Below are 16066 nucleotides of genomic sequence, written 5' to 3' on the forward strand. Positions count from 1 at the left end.
AGTTAGGTTAATTGAAACTAAATACTTGAGATAATAATTGAGACGATTGACAATGTATTCAGAGCAAACTAGAGAAAACCGAGAGAAATTGGTAGTACCCCTTTTTGGGATAGTGGTTTATCCTAAAAGCCGGACAAAACTCATGGCTGACAAAGTTACCGGCGAAATCCTGTTAAATGAGATGAGAAATGCCGAATCCGTGAGTGCCATCGGGTTGACAGTAAAAAGCGGCACGAAAGCTTCGGAACTGTCCGAAGAAAGCTTGTACAAAATCGGAAATTTACTTAAAATCACATTTATACAGCCTGCTGATGACGGATATCTTATTGTCGCAAAGGCTATTCAGAGAGTAGAAGCAGTCTCTCTATATAGAAGGGATGGGCTGTTTTATTCGACATACAGTCCTGTCTATGATGTGCCTGACTTCGATGAGGAAACTGAAGCTGAAGTTATGGCAAACATAAAGAAAACAATTCACGAAATAAGCAAGAGGTTCCAGGGCTCGGAGCAGTTTACCAACCCTATCGAGAAGATGGATTCCATTGACCAGATAATGGGATTTGTCATGCCGTACATACCCGTGAAACTTGCTGAAAAACAGAGGCTTCTGGAGCTAGCTTCAGTTCGTGAACGGTATCTTTTATTCCTCCACATTCTGACAAAGCATAAAGAGAATATTAACCTACAGATCGAAATGGCAAAAAAAGTTACCGACAGAATAAGCAAGTCGAACAGAGAAGCAATGCTCCGCGAGCAGCTGAAGGTGATTCAGGAAGAACTCAATGGAGGAGATGACTCAGCATCAGGTGATGCCGCATACAGGGAAAGGATTGAGAACTCAAAGATGCCTGATGAGGTAAAAAAGAAGGCTCTGTCCGAGCTGAAGAAACTCGAAACCGGAGGCAATCACAATCCTGAAGCCAATGTTATAAGGAATTACCTCGACCTCATGCTCGACCTTCCCTGGGTAACCGAAGAGAAAAAGAGCATTGACATTGCCGAAGCCCGGCGTGTGCTTGAGAGCAACCACTACGGACTTGAAAAGGTCAAGGAGAGAATAATCCAGCACCTGGCAGTAATGAAACTGAAAAAGGAGAAACAGGGCTCAATTCTACTTCTTACTGGGCCGCCAGGAACCGGGAAAACAAGCCTTGGAAAAAGCATTGCTGATGCCTTGGGCAGGAAATACGTACGGGTCAGCCTCGGAGGCGTAAAAGACGAAGCCGAAATCCGTGGTCACAGGCGGACATATGTAGGAGCTCTTCCAGGAAGGATTATTCAGGGCATGAGAAAAGCAGGCACCAAAAATCCAGTATTTATCCTTGACGAGGTTGATAAGCTTTCAGCTTCTTACTCTGGAGACCCGGCAAGTGCCCTTCTCGAAGTCCTTGACCCTGAACAGAATAGTACCTTCTCAGATCACTATCTGGAAGTTCCATACGACCTGTCGGATGTGCTGTTCATAGCTACTGCCAACTCTATGGCAAGTATCCCCTGGCCGCTTCTTGACAGAATGGAGACGATTGAGATTTCAGGGTATACAAAGAATGAGAAACTCGCAATTGCAAAAGACCATCTGCTTCCCTATATCCTGGATGAACACGGTCTTGATGCGGAAAAACTCAAAATCGAAGATGAAGCCCTGAAGGTAATTATCGATAAATACACCCGCGAGGCAGGCGTCCGTGGACTTAAAAAACAACTTGCTAAGATTGCAAGATTCGTATCCGAAAAGATCGTGTCAGGCAAAGCCGACCTTCCTTACGTTGTAAGGGTGGATATGCTTAAAGAAATCCTCGGAAAAGAGATAATTCGGCAGGAAGAAGCCAGAAAAGAGAATGTACCCGGCGTGGTTACAGGACTTGCCTGGACACCTGTAGGAGGAGATATTCTCTTCATAGAAGGCACGTTTATGCCAGGCACTGGAAAGCTTACGCTTACAGGCCAGCTTGGTGATGTTATGAAAGAATCTGCAAAGATATCTCTGAGCCTTGTAAGGTCAAGGCTTGCAAACACTGCAAACAGCTTTGACTTCACTTCAAGCGACATCCACATCCACGTGCCTTCAGGTGCAACCCCGAAGGATGGTCCATCTGCTGGTGTGACCCTTTTTACGGCTCTGACGTCCCTGATTACGGGCAAAGCTGTTGACCCGAAACTTGCCATGACAGGCGAAGTAACGCTAAGTGGCGCCGTACTGCCTGTTGGCGGCATAAAAGAAAAAGTCCTTGCAGCCCACAGGGCAGGCATAAAGAAGGTAATCCTGCCGAGAGAGAACGAAAGGGATCTTGAAGATGTGCCTGAAGATGCCAGAAACGAACTTAAGTTCATACCTGTAGAGACTATCGAAGAAGTCCTGAAAGAAGCCCTGGATATTGACCTGCCCAAACCGGTAGCGCCATTTTCGGGAAACACTTTCGCACCTGCACACAATGCATAAGTGTTAAGAATTATGCCCAAGCACTGAAAATAATGCGTAAGCCTTGACAGGTGCAGAATAGGGGTTAACGGCTTATCAAAGCCGCAAATACCCCATACTTTTCTTAATTTACATAATTCTGAGACACCCTCTATTTTTCTTCCCATTTTTTCATGATCTGATTCTCTCGCCTAAATTATCCGAGATTCTATTTGAATTATATCTGATATTTGTCTGGAGGATTCAAAGCACTTCAGTTCTTTTTTATAGCGATTGTGCTAGCCGTATCGGAAATAAAATTCTATTCTATAAGCTGAAACTAACGCAGTTGATTGATTAAACTCAAGAAAATGCGCCTTTTTTGAGGATCTGACTATTTTTTGGGATCTGACTATTTTTTGAGCCCTATATGGATTTCAGGCTTTAGAGAAATCAAAAAAGAATAATAACCGTAAAACGGGAATTAAATTGGGAATTAGAAAATTAGAGATTAGATCCAGATTTAAACCCAGATAGTAAGTCCTGATTTTTCACCACACTTATTTAACTTTCTTTTTCTTATTGACAGCAAATATTATCCTGTTTGGAGATTTATATAAAGCCTGAACGCTTGGAGGCAAAATCATGAAAGTAATGGCAATAAACGGAAGCCCAAGAAAGAACTGGAACACAGCGACCCTGCTGGAGAAAGCTCTTGAAGGTGCAGCATCAGAAGTCGCAGAAACAGAAATTGTCCATCTCTATGACCTTGAGTTCAAAGGGTGCACAAGCTGCTTTGCCTGCAAAGTAAAAGGCGGAAAAAACCTTGCAAGATGCGCTGTTAAAGATGAACTGACCCCTGTGCTTGAAAGGCTGGAAGCTGCCGATGCGGTAATCCTTGGATCGCCAATTTACCTTGGGAATTCTACAGGCGAAATGAGATCCTTCATGGAACGCTATATATTCCCGTATATTACTTATTCAGTTGACGTTCAGACATTTTATCCGAAAAATATCCCGATTGGTTTCATCTACACCATGAATATCAAGGAAGAAAACTTTGATATGTTTTGTCTTGATAAGGTTATTGAGCTGAACGAAAGGCTTGCAACAAGAATTTTCGGGTATTCCGAATCATTATGGAGTACCGAAACATACCAGTTTGATGATTATTCAAAGTATCTCTCATCAATCTTCAATTCCGAAGAGAAGGCAAAAAGGCGAAAAGAAGTATTTCCACTGGACTGTCAAAAAGCCTTTGAGATGGGGGCAAGGTTCGTGAGAAGACAAAAGGCTCTGGAAGCAGAGAAGGAGAAGTAATAGAAATTAAAGGAAAAATAATAAAATTTAAAGAAAAAATTACTTAAACTCAGGCAGTTTTACCATATCCGTGAAGAACTGGCAAAAAAGTTAAATCTGTCCACAGCTTCAGAAGAAAGTCCCAGTCCTTCAAACATTTCCCTGAAAACTGCCCTGTATTCCTCTTCAGGTATAGTTTCCCCACTGCTTCCAGGGGGCATTATGATTTCTAGTCTGACCTTTCCTGAGGCATCGAGGTCAACTATGTACCTGTTCCCATTATCATAAGTCATTATCCTCGCCTCCGGGATAAAATACCTTACCGAACCCAGCCGGTTTCCGTCCTTATAAAAAACTTCTTCTCTATCCGAACCTGCTGTCGAGTACGCATAAATACCCATAGGTGACCCGTAACTGGAATAGTCACTGTTTTCCATGAGATAGGCATATACACCCGGAAAATCCAGAGATTCATTCACCTGTATTTCAGCGTTCCAGGCCTGGTTTTGTGCTGCTTTTTTCAGAGCCCCAAGATAATTTTCCGAAGCTTCTTCATCCAGGCTGAAGAGAAGCCCGAATTTTTCAAGCATCCATGAGTCATCCGGAAGCTCCGAAAGCTGTAAGGGAGATTCGGGGTCGGAGTGGCTGAAGTTCGAAATCGCCACACAGGTTCTGGCTTCCGATCCGTCTTCACAAATGAAAACCGTAAGCTCGGAGTTACTATTATAATTAAACCTTATATCCTGCACACGAGCAGCCCCTCCGAAACTTTCCCGGACTTTCGGGACATCACCGGGATCAAAGCCCGAAAAACTTCCTGGCCAGGGACAGGAGCCTTCCACCTCATAACCAGCTTTTTTCGCTTTCGTAAGTACGGAACTATAGTCAAAAGGCCCGATATCGACTTTCTCCTCGGTATAGTACCAGAAACTATCAATCAGACCCATTAATAAAAAAGGGCTGTAGAGATACAGTACAAAAAGGAGAGGAAGAATTAATAATAGTATCAGTATGGCTTTTTGTTTATTCAAGAAACCCTCAACTCCAATAAATATCAGTAAGAGTAATAATACCAGTGTTACGAGTTATAGTCAAATCTTAAAAAGTTCGGAGAATACCAAATAACTTTTTGTTGCATCACAATAAAGTATAAAAATAATAAATAAGTTTGCCTTATTTGCAAACTGTCAGATCAAAAAAAACTAGAGAATTTGCGAATCAGAGAAGCCTGCTCAAAGCAGTTCCAAGATGGAAATATAGACTGGACATCGAGACGGAGACTCAGTAAAAATCAAAGAATCGGGACCCTATGTTCAAACAGTCCCCCTGATACCTCTCTTCTGCAAAATGCACCACGCAGCAAGTACAAGGGCTCCGCAGCCCAGAGCAATTGCTCCGAGCACAGGGATCTTATCTGCCCACTCAAGAGAGATGAACCACATACCTATAGCCCCGAGGGTGAAATAGGTGAAAATCAGCAGGGAAGAAGCCGAACCTGTGTCTCTGTCGACCTGTTCCAGAACAAGGTTGTTGCTTGGCGGCCGGCTAATGCCGACTGAAAACGTTATTAGGAACATTGGCAGGGCGAAACTCCAGGGGCCGTGCTTTCCGGTTGTGAGAAGAAGGATTCCGCCCAGTAAGATTCCTGCAAAACCTATGGTAATTAGATTCCCAGAGCTAAAGACCTTTCTTAACCTCAGGCAGGTAATGGAGCCAACCATAATCGCAAGCGCGTTGAAAGCAAAGAAGTAACTATACTTCTGCTCTGTGAGCCCGAATTCAGTGACATAAATTGAAGAAGAGCTTGCTACGAAACTGTAAAGAGGAAAAAGGCTGATTGACATTACCAGAACCATTATCAGGTAAAGAGGATTGAGCATCAGTCGGCCGTAGGCATGCATTACTCTGGAAAAGGGAGTGTTCGATACCGAAGTTAGCGTCTCGGGAAAACGAAGGACTCCAAACATTCCGATTCCTCCCATAACTGCCTGTATAATAAAGATCCAGGGCCAGGAGAAGTCAACAAGGATCCAGCCTCCGATTACAGGGGCAAGCATGGGGGCAATTGCCATTATAACAGCTGTATATGCCAGCACTCTTTCCCTTTCCGGCCCCGAGAAAATATCCCTGGTCATTGCCATTGAGAGAGAAGAGCTTGCGGCAGCTCCTGCCGCCTGGAGCATGCGAGAGAATATTAACATGGATGCGCTTGACGCCAGAGCACAGAGAAAACTCGCAGCTATGTATACTGCAAGCCCGAAAAGCAAAGGTCTTCGGCGGCCAAACCTGTCGGAAATCGGACCATAAAATAGAAGGAAAAAACCATAGGTAACAAAGAAGCAAACCAGGGTCAGGTTGATCACTGAAAGGGGCTGATTCCAGGTTTCGGCAAGAGAAGGAAGAGCAGGGAGCATCATATCTGTTGACATTGCGGGAAAAGCTGTTAAAAGAGCTAACAATGGTATTGTTCCCTTCAGATTATCTCGCAAGTTTCCGTTCTGGTTACCTTTAAAGTTATATTTTCCTTTTCGAAAATGCATAGTGGGTCCTTTTACGTTTTTACTTGTTAAATATATAATCAAATATAATAATTTGCTAAATCTAATAACTGGCTAAATCCAGGAACTCATCATAACCAGTTTACCCGGTTATGAGAAGACAAACTGGTTGTGATAGAATATGCTGCCATAATATGTAAACTACCTAAGGTAGGATAAACTAAGGCAAGTGTGATGAGTATCGAAATAACAGAGGGATTTATAAAAGTTGTCAGTCTGTCCGGATTAAGAAAGTTAACTATAGTCAAAGACCAAAATTTCTTCGTCAATATCAAGTAAGAGGTTAACCGCGGAGACCACAAAACTATCTATTAAGAGACTATCCGAGAAGTGTTGTGACCTGCGATTATTTAAAATAGGAAAAACAAACGGCAGTTACTAATTCTATCTAATGAGAAACAACAACTTGCTATTTATTCTTTTGAAAGGAAAGATGTAATAAGTTCTTAATTGTACCAAAGAATGCTCCATAAATGAAATTCGATATTCGAGGAAACAAATATGAGAATTAAGTTAACCAGTGTGTTTGTAGATGATCAGGGAAAGGCTCTTAAGTTTTATACTGAGATTTTAGGCTTCGTTAAGAAAACCGATATCCCAGTGGGAGAATTCAGGTGGTTAACGGTTGTCTCTCCCGAGAACCTGAAGGCACAGAATTACTTCTTGAGCCAAATGACAATCCGGCTGCCAGAACATTCCAGAAGGCACTTTATAGTCAAGGGATACCATTAACAGCGTTTTTCGTGGACGATATTCAAAAAGAATATGAACGAATGAAAAAGGTTGGCGTGAAATTTGCTCAGGAACCAACAAAAATAGAAACAACAACCATTGCCGTATTTGATGACACCTGTGGGAACCTTATACAGATGGTGCAGAATAGTCCTGCTTAAATTTATTCGAAATACACTGTATCTTACGCAAAGTTTAGATTAGACAAAATTATCCTTGATAGGACAAAAATAGCCTGAATAAAACAAAAATTTTACAGACTACTGAAAAATGAGATTTAAACAAATCGATCCTTTAATAAAATTAATTCTTTAATAGAATGGCTCTGTAGAAAACCTACTTAATCGTCATCAATAGACTTAAAGTTCTTCAGCAAAATGAATCAGGCAATTTAGTTTTAATTTGTTAAGATTGGCTATTTCAGAGGATTTCTACGGAGCCAATTTGTATCTAATTTTTAAATGGAAGTATACTTATTAAACCAATTAGTAAATTGAGAGCATATCAAATCTGTAAACTAATTTTATTAAAGAAATAATTCTATTAGGCTCTGTAGAAATCCTTAATTTAATCCATAATAATTGTATTACTTTTTTGTTTATATTATAGACTATTAGTTTAACTTTTACTTCTTTTACTTGATTTCTAACCTTTCTTGCTCTTAATGTTTCTCCAAATTTTCTTTTTACAACAGATATTATTGTCTCTACTATATTCCTTCTATTGTATTTGATCTTATCAAAGTCTTTGTTTAATTGTTTTCTATATTTTCCGTTTATTCTCTTTCTTTTTCTTTCTCTCAAAGGTACTATTGAATCTGCTTTTATCTCTTCTCTTATTAGAGTATGAATTTCTTCGGAATCATATCCTTTATCCATCACATAACATTGAGACTTTCTTGACTTGTTTGATTGTCTTATCAGAGTCTTTGCATGCTTGACATCATGATCTGTTTTTTGGCTAATTTTCCATCCTAATATTACTTTTTTAATAGTGTCTACTGATATTGAAGTTTTAAGGAAGCTCCTTCGGAGCTTCCCTGTTCTCTTAGAATAATAATGACTTGCATAAGAACTCGTAAATCCTGTTGCATCAATTGCCGTAATGAGAACTTTTTCTCCATGTGAGTAAAATAGTTTTAGAGTTTTTGACAAAATTAGGTTAAACAATGAAGAGGGAATTCTGGACACAAACTTTTGAAGAGTAGTGTAATGAGGAACCTTATCAAGGTCAAGTTTTTCCTTTATATTGTTCATGAGGTCAACAAGTTCTACAAAGTCACGGTAGTCTGTACTTATATACTCCTTCAATAAAACAAGAACAAGAAGCTGATGTTGAGTATAAACACGTTTGGAATATTTGCAGGAGTAAAGGTTCAGTCTGGAAGACTGAACCGTTTTAAGACTGAGATCAATAAATTTAATATACTTATTTGATGACAATAGCAATTGCTCCTTTGTTTTTTGTGGGGACAAAAAAATTAAGGAGCATTTTTACAATTTTATTTTTATAATTTTTGGGTAAAAACAGAATTTAGAGGATTTCTACAGAGCCAAAACATTTTTATTGTCGTGAAAATTTTATTAATCAAGGAAATATTAAAATATTTTAGAGATTATCAGATAATTAGAGCAGATAATTAGAATAATTTTTAAATAAATGTTAAGAATCGTTTTTATAATTATGAAAGACTATTTTATATGATTAGATTCATATATTGTTCAAAATCACAGGGGAATATCTTATGGTTCATGATGATTATATGTTAATTCTGGGATCAAATGTGTACGCAGATCCAGTGTATAATCTGTTATATAAGCCTGATATGGATTCCGAAGAGCGTATACCCATATTTACTCTGGAAAACTGTGACGACGGTCTGCTTCTGACAACTGAGATCCGGGATGCGAATTCCGAAATCATAGCTAAGATTGATAAAAATAAGTTTATCCAGATTAACGAAAATTTTGATGTGCAAGGAGAGATCGAGAAAGGAAACGGGCTTATGTTGACAAAGAAGGATGATGGTACTGTTATTTTCAATGCTAAAATTACGGAAGATCAGTATGTAGAAGTTACCGGTACATTTTATGTCAGAGGTAAGAAAATCCGTATAACTGACCGTACCGTGGAAATAAATGATGTGCCTAAGAAATCCGTAAATGGGGTGGATATGCACGATACTATTTTTGTCGGAACCTGCGATATTACGATAACCGATGATGGATTGAAGGTTTAAAAACGGGCAGACAATTTTTCAATTATAGTTCTTCTCTCAACTAGTTACACTTTTAATTTGTGGATAAAATTTTTCTATCCAGCTTTTTGCAAATGATAGCGAACCCTCTATCCTGTTAAATTCATTTTTGATTATATTTCTCAAATGTTCTTTTGATTGAATAAATCTGACCGATACTTCTCTTTTAATTGTTTTCCATATTAACTCTACAGGATTCAAATCTGGTGAATAAGGTGGAAGAAACACAAGTTTAATTCCCAATTCTTTTGCTTTCATCTTTGTTTTATCTGCTTTATGTGCTTTAAAATTATCAAGTATAAGTACTATGATTTTTCCTCTGTTCTCTTCCATTATTTTTTCAAGAAACTCACATACGCTTTCTGCCTTTGAACTCTCTTTAAAATCAATCAGATTATTCCCATTAATTGAGTAAAAGGCAAATGCATTTGCCTTTATGTAATCTGTATTTTTTATCATTGAAGATTTTGTAAATGACCACAAACGCTGCGTATTTGCTTTTGTTTGTGGTGAGGATTCATCAAGGAAACCTATTACATATTTCTAATGTGAAAGAGGATACTTTGGAACTGTTTCACTTAACTTTTTTTAAAATTTCTTCTGCATCTTTAGGTCTCCTGTAGTCGAGAATATAAGGTTTTGAATGATGCATTCCAAAGTTTTTCAGTATAACTCCTATCCTTTTTAATGAGTACTCAACGCCATATTTTTCCTTTATTAGCTCTAATACTTCTCTGGTAGTCCAGAAATCTTTCTTTTTCAACAAACTCTTTAATTCTATCATTTGTTCGTCAGTAAGCTTAGGCTTTCTTCCTCCACCAAATTGTGGCATCAAGGCGGCATAGCCGCCTTTATTCCAATAATCTTGCCAATAATAGCCACATTTCTTAGTTACCCCAACTTTGATGGCAGCTTCTTCAACAGAACCTCCTAAATACCTAAATTTGATAAAATAAAGCCTTTTTAGAACGCGAGAGTTATTTTCATGTTTGATTAAGGAGTTAACCTCATCAAGACTTAACTTCTGATCAATAGCAATTTGTTCCTTCCCCACCATAAAAGGATAATATGAGTTAATGTGTGTAATACCTTACGTCAAGGACTATAATCAATTTTTTCAATCACTTCCTGACAGCCGATAAGAGGTAGGCTTTACTGCTGTCCGGGCCGAGGCGCGAGTCAAAACTCGTATCTTTTATATAAATTATATTAAAAAAAGGTGTGAAAGTTTGCTCGATTTCAGCTTTTGAAACTCTCCTGGGCCCGTATCCGGCAGGCTCCTTATCTGAGAAACAGAGCATGAAATATTTGCCGCCTGTCCTGAGCACCCTGTATATCTGCCGCGCAAAAACCGGTCTCTCCTCATCCGTCATCACATGAAACAGGCCGGAATCAATAACTGTGTCGAATTCTCCCTCCATGAAAAGCCGGTCCATCCGCAGTACATCCCCTACTATAAAGCTTACCTTAACATGACGCTCTATAGCCTTTGCGTTTGCATCAGCGATTGCATTTTCAGCGATGTCTATACCCGTGACATCACAGCCATTTCTTGCCAGCATTATTGCGTTCTCGCCTCTGCCACATCCGACATCAAGGACCCTGCCAGGCTTAATCTCTCCACTTTTTATAAGAGCCTGAAAGGCCGGTTGGGGATAGTCGATGTCCCATGGTGGTTTTCCCTTATACGCTTCATCCCAGTACAGGTAAATCCCTCAAAGCTTATTTAATATTCAAGACAAATATTGTTAACGATAACTGTAAAAGAACGGAAATACTGCTTTTTGGAGATGCAGAGAGTGTCTGAAGTAATTAAAAAGCAAATTGAAGACCTTATTTCTGAATCCAATTCCCTTCTTGAGGGTTTGCGTAAGCTTTTCTATTCAGTGCCCATTCAGTATGACCCTTTCCTAGAAATCGGACCCTTCAGTGTGTCAGACCTGCCAAAAATGTGGGATTACGACACCGGTATTCACACTAACCCCTATGAAGGAGAACCAGTTCCTCTTCATTACCGATGGTTCAAGTTGACAAATGACCAGTTTCTTGAACAGGAAGAACTATTTAAGAAATACATAACCTGGGCTTCCTCTGCCAGAAACCTGATTGAGGAATTTTCACCTGAAAAACTGGCTGTTTTTGATAAGAAATCCGAAATAATCAGGAAATGGATCGAGATGAGCGAACGGTTACCGTCGGATGACAATGCCGAGATATTTTTCAGGTTTAAAAAAGATTTCATAAGCCAGCAAAATCTTGTTTCCGCTTTACTGGAGAACAGGTCGAATAACTGATTAACTTTTTTAAACCAGGTTTGGGAGAGAGAGCACATTGAAGGGCTTATAATTAGATCAATTTCCTTTTTTAACTGAAATTATAATCAGTCAATCTTTTTAACTGTAATGGCCCTCTAACTGAATTGAGGATCTACTAGTTAATTCTAAACTTTTAGACATTTTTAGCAACTCAAATTCATGCCGATATACTGATTTTAGGTACGCTGAATAGTTACTTAAGGATTTAAATAAAATTAAAACAATAAAAAAAATTATAATCATCGAAGATATGAAGAGTGAATCCAGCAAGCGGTTGTATCGTCTTCATGCTGTAACGGCGAGAATGTAAGTGACATTCATCGTCAGGCTATAATTATAGAAGGAAATTAGAGAAGGAAAAGGGAGAGAGCATGGAAGGTATGGAAAAGTATGTAGATGGGTTTTTAATTCCTATCGCTAAAGGCAGGGTAAACGAATACAGAGAGATGGCTCAAAGAGGCGGCGAGATTTGGAAAGAGCTTGGTGCCCTGGAGTATTACGAATGTATTGGCGATGACCTGGATGTTGAAGACATGGTTTCTTTCAAGAAGGCAGCCAATACCTCCGAAGATGAGACCGTAATTTTTTCATGGATCGTTTTTGAATCTAAGGAGCACAGAGATCGGGTGAACGCGGCAGTCATGAACGACCCAAGGATTAAGGAAATGATGGAATCAGGCGCAGAACCACCATTTGATTATAGACGCATGGCTTATGGTGGCTTCAAAACCTTAGTTAGATTTTAACCTAGCATCTTGATGCAGCCGGTTGTAATCATAGGCTTAGTAGGCGCTTGACGAATGGAGGAGTATACAAAATGGAGGCAGCCTTCGCGTTCTGGCGGCGGCTCGATACTGCAGGGCTTGATACATGTTGTCTGGAGGAAAGCAAGAGCGCGATAGCATACTTTCAGTCGTCTCAAACAAACTGTCAGTTAATTCTTAAAAGCTCGTACAAAGAGGCAGGTCGATATATGACAAATAATAAGAAAACAAAAATTTCAGCCGAACCTGGCAAACAGGAAATTGTTATTACACGTGAGTTTGACGCGCCGCGAGAGCTTGTGTTCAAAGCATTCACTGATCCAGAACTCTACGCACAGTGGCTTGGGCCCCGAGGCTTTACAATGAAGCTCGAAGTTTTCGAACCTAAAAACGGAGGTAAGTGGCGATATATTCATAAAGATCAGGACGGTAATGAATATGCATTCCACGGAGTGTATCATGAGGTTACAGCTCCCGAGAGAATTATCAGCACTTTTGAATTTGAAGGTCTTCCTGAAAAAGGGCACGTAGCTCTTGAAACTGCAAGATTTGAAGCGCTGCCAGGTAACAGGACAAGGCTGGCGTCTCAAGCTGTCTTCCAGTCGGTTAAGGATCGTGACGGTGAACTCCAGTCTGACATGGAAAAGGGCGTCAACGACTCTTATGAACGCCTGGATGAACTTTTAGAGAAACTGGTTAAAGAGTCGAAAATGAAAACAGTTGACTAAATCGAAATGAGAACATTTGACTATTCTGAACCACTGACATTATGGATAATAGCACAGGTGAATAATAAGGTGAATAATATAGTGAAATATAGTGAACATTCCGTGCATATCTGACAGGTCACGCAACTTTTTAAACAGTAAGTTCGCTTTATCCTGTAACATTTATTTTTCTGGCTCTGTAGAAATCCTGTGAAATAATGGATCTTAATTCACCTAACTGGATGACCTGATATATTTTCTCTTATTTTATAGTCAAATTTGTAAAATATTAACAGACACAGGAATCTGGACAAAAGGACTGAAAAAATAAAAATTTCCTGCAGAATAAAATGCAGCCCAGACAATTTTAAACAGATGAAAAAAATTAAATGGGATGTTAGGGTTATATAAGTTTATGGAAACACAGTTCAGAAACGATTTGATTTCGGCAATTGGTTGGCTTGCTCTATGGATTATTGTAAGGGCTTATCTAAATGCCTGTGCACCTTAACTTTAAAAATTTAGAGAAAGAACTTTTGATTACTGAAGACTGTATGAAAGAGTTTTTTGATTGAGCCTTTAGATTTACCGGTACCGCTGGATAATGAATAACAAATGAGTAAGAGATACAACAAACATGTGAAGAGACAATAAAGAAATTACAGCATAACATACAATTTTTATATTTAAAATCCGATTTACCCTCGATGGCAGCCTTCTGGTCTAGGTCCAGAACTCTTGGTACAAAACCGAAGGGCTTTTCCTGGCGCATAGATAATCGAGGAAACCTTTTCATAAAAAGGAAGTTCAGAAACAGTCGTTTTCCAAGAATCGATAAGATTAGCTGCCGCCATCTTGACAGGCTCTGCGAGTTCATGCAGGACAGGGAATGGAAAGCTCTTGCGAATAACGCTGCAAAACTGTACACAGGAACGGAGAAGGACGGCATTGGGAAATTCCTGTACAAACTCCGTCCGGAGGTGTCTTATGCGCAACTCTCGAGCCAGTTAGGAGCTATTTTTTACCAGGCTGGAGTCTGGGAATGGAATGAAGAGAGAAGGGGAATGGAGTTCCTGCTGCTCTCCGAGAACTGGCAGGAGAAAACAATCGAACATTAAAGGGATTCACTAAATTTTGGAAGTGAAATTGCTTTTTTTGATAACTTTATGGAGTTTAATGAAAAAGATAAAACGAATAAAAGACAAGAGCAACAAAAGCAACAGAATCAGAAAGGGCAAATTGAAACCGTTAGGGGAATCAATAAGATTCGGGAAATTGAGCAGATGAGGCTTTCGGCTTTTTTCCGAGATTAAACGAAATTAGATCCGCATATTTTTGTATATTTACAGATAAAAACAAAAAATAGAGTATCTGTATTTTCCTATATTTCAGCATATATATCAAAATGAAATCCAGATAGTTTCTATATGTGTTCTTATTTTTTTACAGGAAATATAAGAAACGCTGTTAACCAATTTACAAGAAAGCCAGTTTACACCTTAGAATAAAAAGAGAAAATTTCAAAAGTTGCCTGCAAAGTAGGCAACCGCATAAGTCCTAGATATGTACTAATATACAGTACTTATGCTCCTTAATATATACTTCATTTTTTTTATACTATTTTTGCATATTATTCTAGAGTTTATACAATTTTATCGAAATACGAATGGAGGGTAAAGGTATGGATTCAACAAAATATATTATCCTGCGAAGCAGTGAGATATTACCACCTGCACGGGGAGATATAGGAAGAGCACACCGAGCAGAAATGCTCCCCTTGGAAGCGGCCCAGCCAATCGTCAAGTTAGAGGATGCAGAACTTACAAAGCGGGAGGTCAATTATCTGCGCAGAGATCCCACAACACTTGCCATTGCCAAACCTATGCCAATGAAACTGGTTGAGCCGGTTGGCAGCCCCAGTGCTCCAACAGCTACAAAATGCTGGGGAATCGACGCAGTACGCGCATCGGAATCACCATATGACGGAACTGGTATCACTGTAGCTGTGCTGGATACTGGAATCGATCCAAATCACCCTGCATTTAAAGGTGTGAAGCTGGTTCAGAAGAACTTCACTGAGGAAGCCGATAATGATATTCACGGCCATGGTACGCATTGTGCAGGGACTATTTTTGGCCAGGACGTCAATGATATCCGCATCGGTATCGCCAAAAACATTAAATGCGCCCTAATTGGCAAAGTGCTGGGCAAAGGAGGGGGTTCCTCAGACACGCTCGCCAAGGCCATCCAGTGGGCAGTCAATGAAGGCGCAAATGTCATTTCTATGTCCCTAGGAATTGATTTTCCGGGCTATGTAGATTGGCTGGTCCGCGAATATAGGATGGATATTAAGCCAGCGACATCCCTGGCGCTGGAAGAGTATCGTGCAAACGTCAACCTGTTCACCGAGTTAGCGCGCGTTGTGGCAGCACAGGGGGAATTTGGGCGATCTGCAATCATCGTTGCGGCCAGCGGTAACGAAAGCAATCGACCTAAATACGAAATTTCGGTATCACCTCCTGCTGCCGCCACGGGCATTGTTGCCATTGGCGCACTGGGTGAATCCAATAGGGGCTATACTGTTGCCAGATTTTCAAATAATCAGGTGAACATTGCCGCCCCAGGCGTTAACGTCATCTCTGCCGACGCAGGCACGGATGGTCTTGTCAGCATGAATGGAACCAGCATGGCGACACCTCACGCTGCGGGTATTGCTGCCCTGTGGGCACAGCGTCAGCTGGAATTGACCGGGAGGATAAATAACGTGAGCCTGATGGCTCAACTTATTGCTAGCGGCACCTTTGACTCTTTAGCCCCAGGCAGCGAAGAGGATGATGTGGGTACAGGCATCATTCAGGCACCATTGAGGAATTGGTCTGTTTAATTGGAAATGAGCAAAACGCCTCCAAATCCGGAAGAGATAATTTTAACAGCAAGCCATCGGTTTTACCGGTGGCCCTGTAATCCATTTATCATGGACTGTGCAATAGCCAAGAAAGTAAGCCTTCCAGTCTACACTTCTCCAGAAAGCTTAGG

The 16066-nt window shown here is 40.1% G+C and carries 13 protein-coding genes and 2 pseudogenes; 10 read left to right on the top strand and 5 right to left on the bottom strand.

The annotated features are described in order from the left end of the window. The first annotated feature begins 52 nt into the window (after positions 1–52). A complete protein-coding gene (lon, locus tag AOB57_RS14165) occupies positions 53–2440 on the top strand; it encodes an endopeptidase La (RefSeq protein WP_054299982.1) in 2388 nt (795 codons plus the stop codon). A 603-nt stretch (positions 2441–3043) separates the two neighbouring features. Further along, the gene (locus AOB57_RS14170) at positions 3044–3718 is read left to right on the top strand and encodes a flavodoxin family protein (RefSeq protein ID WP_054299981.1); all 675 of its coding nucleotides are present in this window, start codon (positions 3044–3046) and stop codon (positions 3716–3718) included. 59 nt (positions 3719–3777) lie between these two features. Here AOB57_RS14170 and AOB57_RS14175 read toward each other — a convergent pair whose 3' ends face one another. Further along, on the bottom strand, positions 3778–4644 hold the full coding sequence (locus AOB57_RS14175) for a hypothetical protein (protein ID WP_226999546.1): 867 nt from the start codon (positions 4642–4644) through the stop codon (positions 3778–3780). A 366-nt stretch (positions 4645–5010) separates the two neighbouring features. After that, a complete protein-coding gene (locus AOB57_RS14180; protein ID WP_054299979.1) occupies positions 5011–6237 on the bottom strand; it encodes a multidrug effflux MFS transporter in 1227 nt (408 codons plus the stop codon). A 519-nt stretch (positions 6238–6756) separates the two neighbouring features. Between AOB57_RS14180 and AOB57_RS15110 the strand changes: the two are divergent. Then, positions 6757–6831: pseudogene (locus AOB57_RS15110) on the top strand (VOC family protein); the annotation flags it as partial. Between the two features lie 38 nt (positions 6832–6869). Then, a complete protein-coding gene (locus AOB57_RS14185) occupies positions 6870–7148 on the top strand; it encodes a VOC family protein (RefSeq protein ID WP_273075469.1) in 279 nt (92 codons plus the stop codon). A 324-nt stretch (positions 7149–7472) separates the two neighbouring features. Here AOB57_RS14185 and AOB57_RS14190 read toward each other — a convergent pair whose 3' ends face one another. Further along, positions 7473–8429: an IS5 family transposase gene (locus AOB57_RS14190; RefSeq protein WP_167829649.1), complete on the bottom strand. Its 957-nt coding sequence runs from the start codon at positions 8427–8429 to the stop codon at positions 7473–7475. A 302-nt stretch (positions 8430–8731) separates the two neighbouring features. Here AOB57_RS14190 and AOB57_RS14195 point away from each other — a divergent pair, with 302 nt between their 5' ends. Then, a complete protein-coding gene (locus tag AOB57_RS14195; protein ID WP_054300113.1) occupies positions 8732–9226 on the top strand; it encodes a hypothetical protein in 495 nt (164 codons plus the stop codon). Positions 9227–9262: 36 nt separating this feature from the next. On the opposite strand, the pseudogene AOB57_RS14200 reads toward AOB57_RS14195, so the two are convergent. Next, positions 9263–10301, bottom strand: a pseudogene (locus tag AOB57_RS14200) (IS630 family transposase). A gap of 64 nt (positions 10302–10365) precedes the next feature. After that, the gene (locus AOB57_RS14205; protein WP_319592653.1) at positions 10366–10956 is read right to left on the bottom strand and encodes a class I SAM-dependent methyltransferase; all 591 of its coding nucleotides are present in this window, start codon (positions 10954–10956) and stop codon (positions 10366–10368) included. An 87-nt stretch (positions 10957–11043) separates the two neighbouring features. On the opposite strand from AOB57_RS14205, the gene AOB57_RS14210 reads away from it, so the two are divergent. From AOB57_RS14210 to AOB57_RS14230, 5 genes are all read left to right on the top strand, one after another. Continuing rightward, the gene (locus tag AOB57_RS14210) at positions 11044–11538 is read left to right on the top strand and encodes a hypothetical protein (RefSeq protein ID WP_054298672.1); all 495 of its coding nucleotides are present in this window, start codon (positions 11044–11046) and stop codon (positions 11536–11538) included. A 392-nt stretch (positions 11539–11930) separates the two neighbouring features. Beyond that, positions 11931–12305, top strand: coding sequence for a DUF1428 domain-containing protein (locus AOB57_RS14215; protein ID WP_226999547.1), 375 nt, complete (start codon positions 11931–11933; stop codon positions 12303–12305). Positions 12306–12376: 71 nt separating this feature from the next. Then, positions 12377–13051: an SRPBCC family protein gene (locus AOB57_RS14220; RefSeq protein ID WP_226999548.1), complete on the top strand. Its 675-nt coding sequence runs from the start codon at positions 12377–12379 to the stop codon at positions 13049–13051. Between the two features lie 686 nt (positions 13052–13737). After that, on the top strand, positions 13738–14148 hold the full coding sequence (locus tag AOB57_RS14225; protein ID WP_226999549.1) for a hypothetical protein: 411 nt from the start codon (positions 13738–13740) through the stop codon (positions 14146–14148). A gap of 563 nt (positions 14149–14711) precedes the next feature. After that, complete coding sequence (locus AOB57_RS14230; protein ID WP_054298673.1) at positions 14712–15914, top strand: S8 family peptidase; 1203 nt, start codon at positions 14712–14714, stop codon at positions 15912–15914. The last annotated feature ends 152 nt before the right edge of the window (positions 15915–16066 follow it).

It is taken from the genome of Methanosarcina flavescens (assembly GCF_001304615.2).
In the GTDB taxonomy this organism is placed as follows: Archaea; Halobacteriota; Methanosarcinia; order Methanosarcinales; family Methanosarcinaceae; genus Methanosarcina; species Methanosarcina flavescens.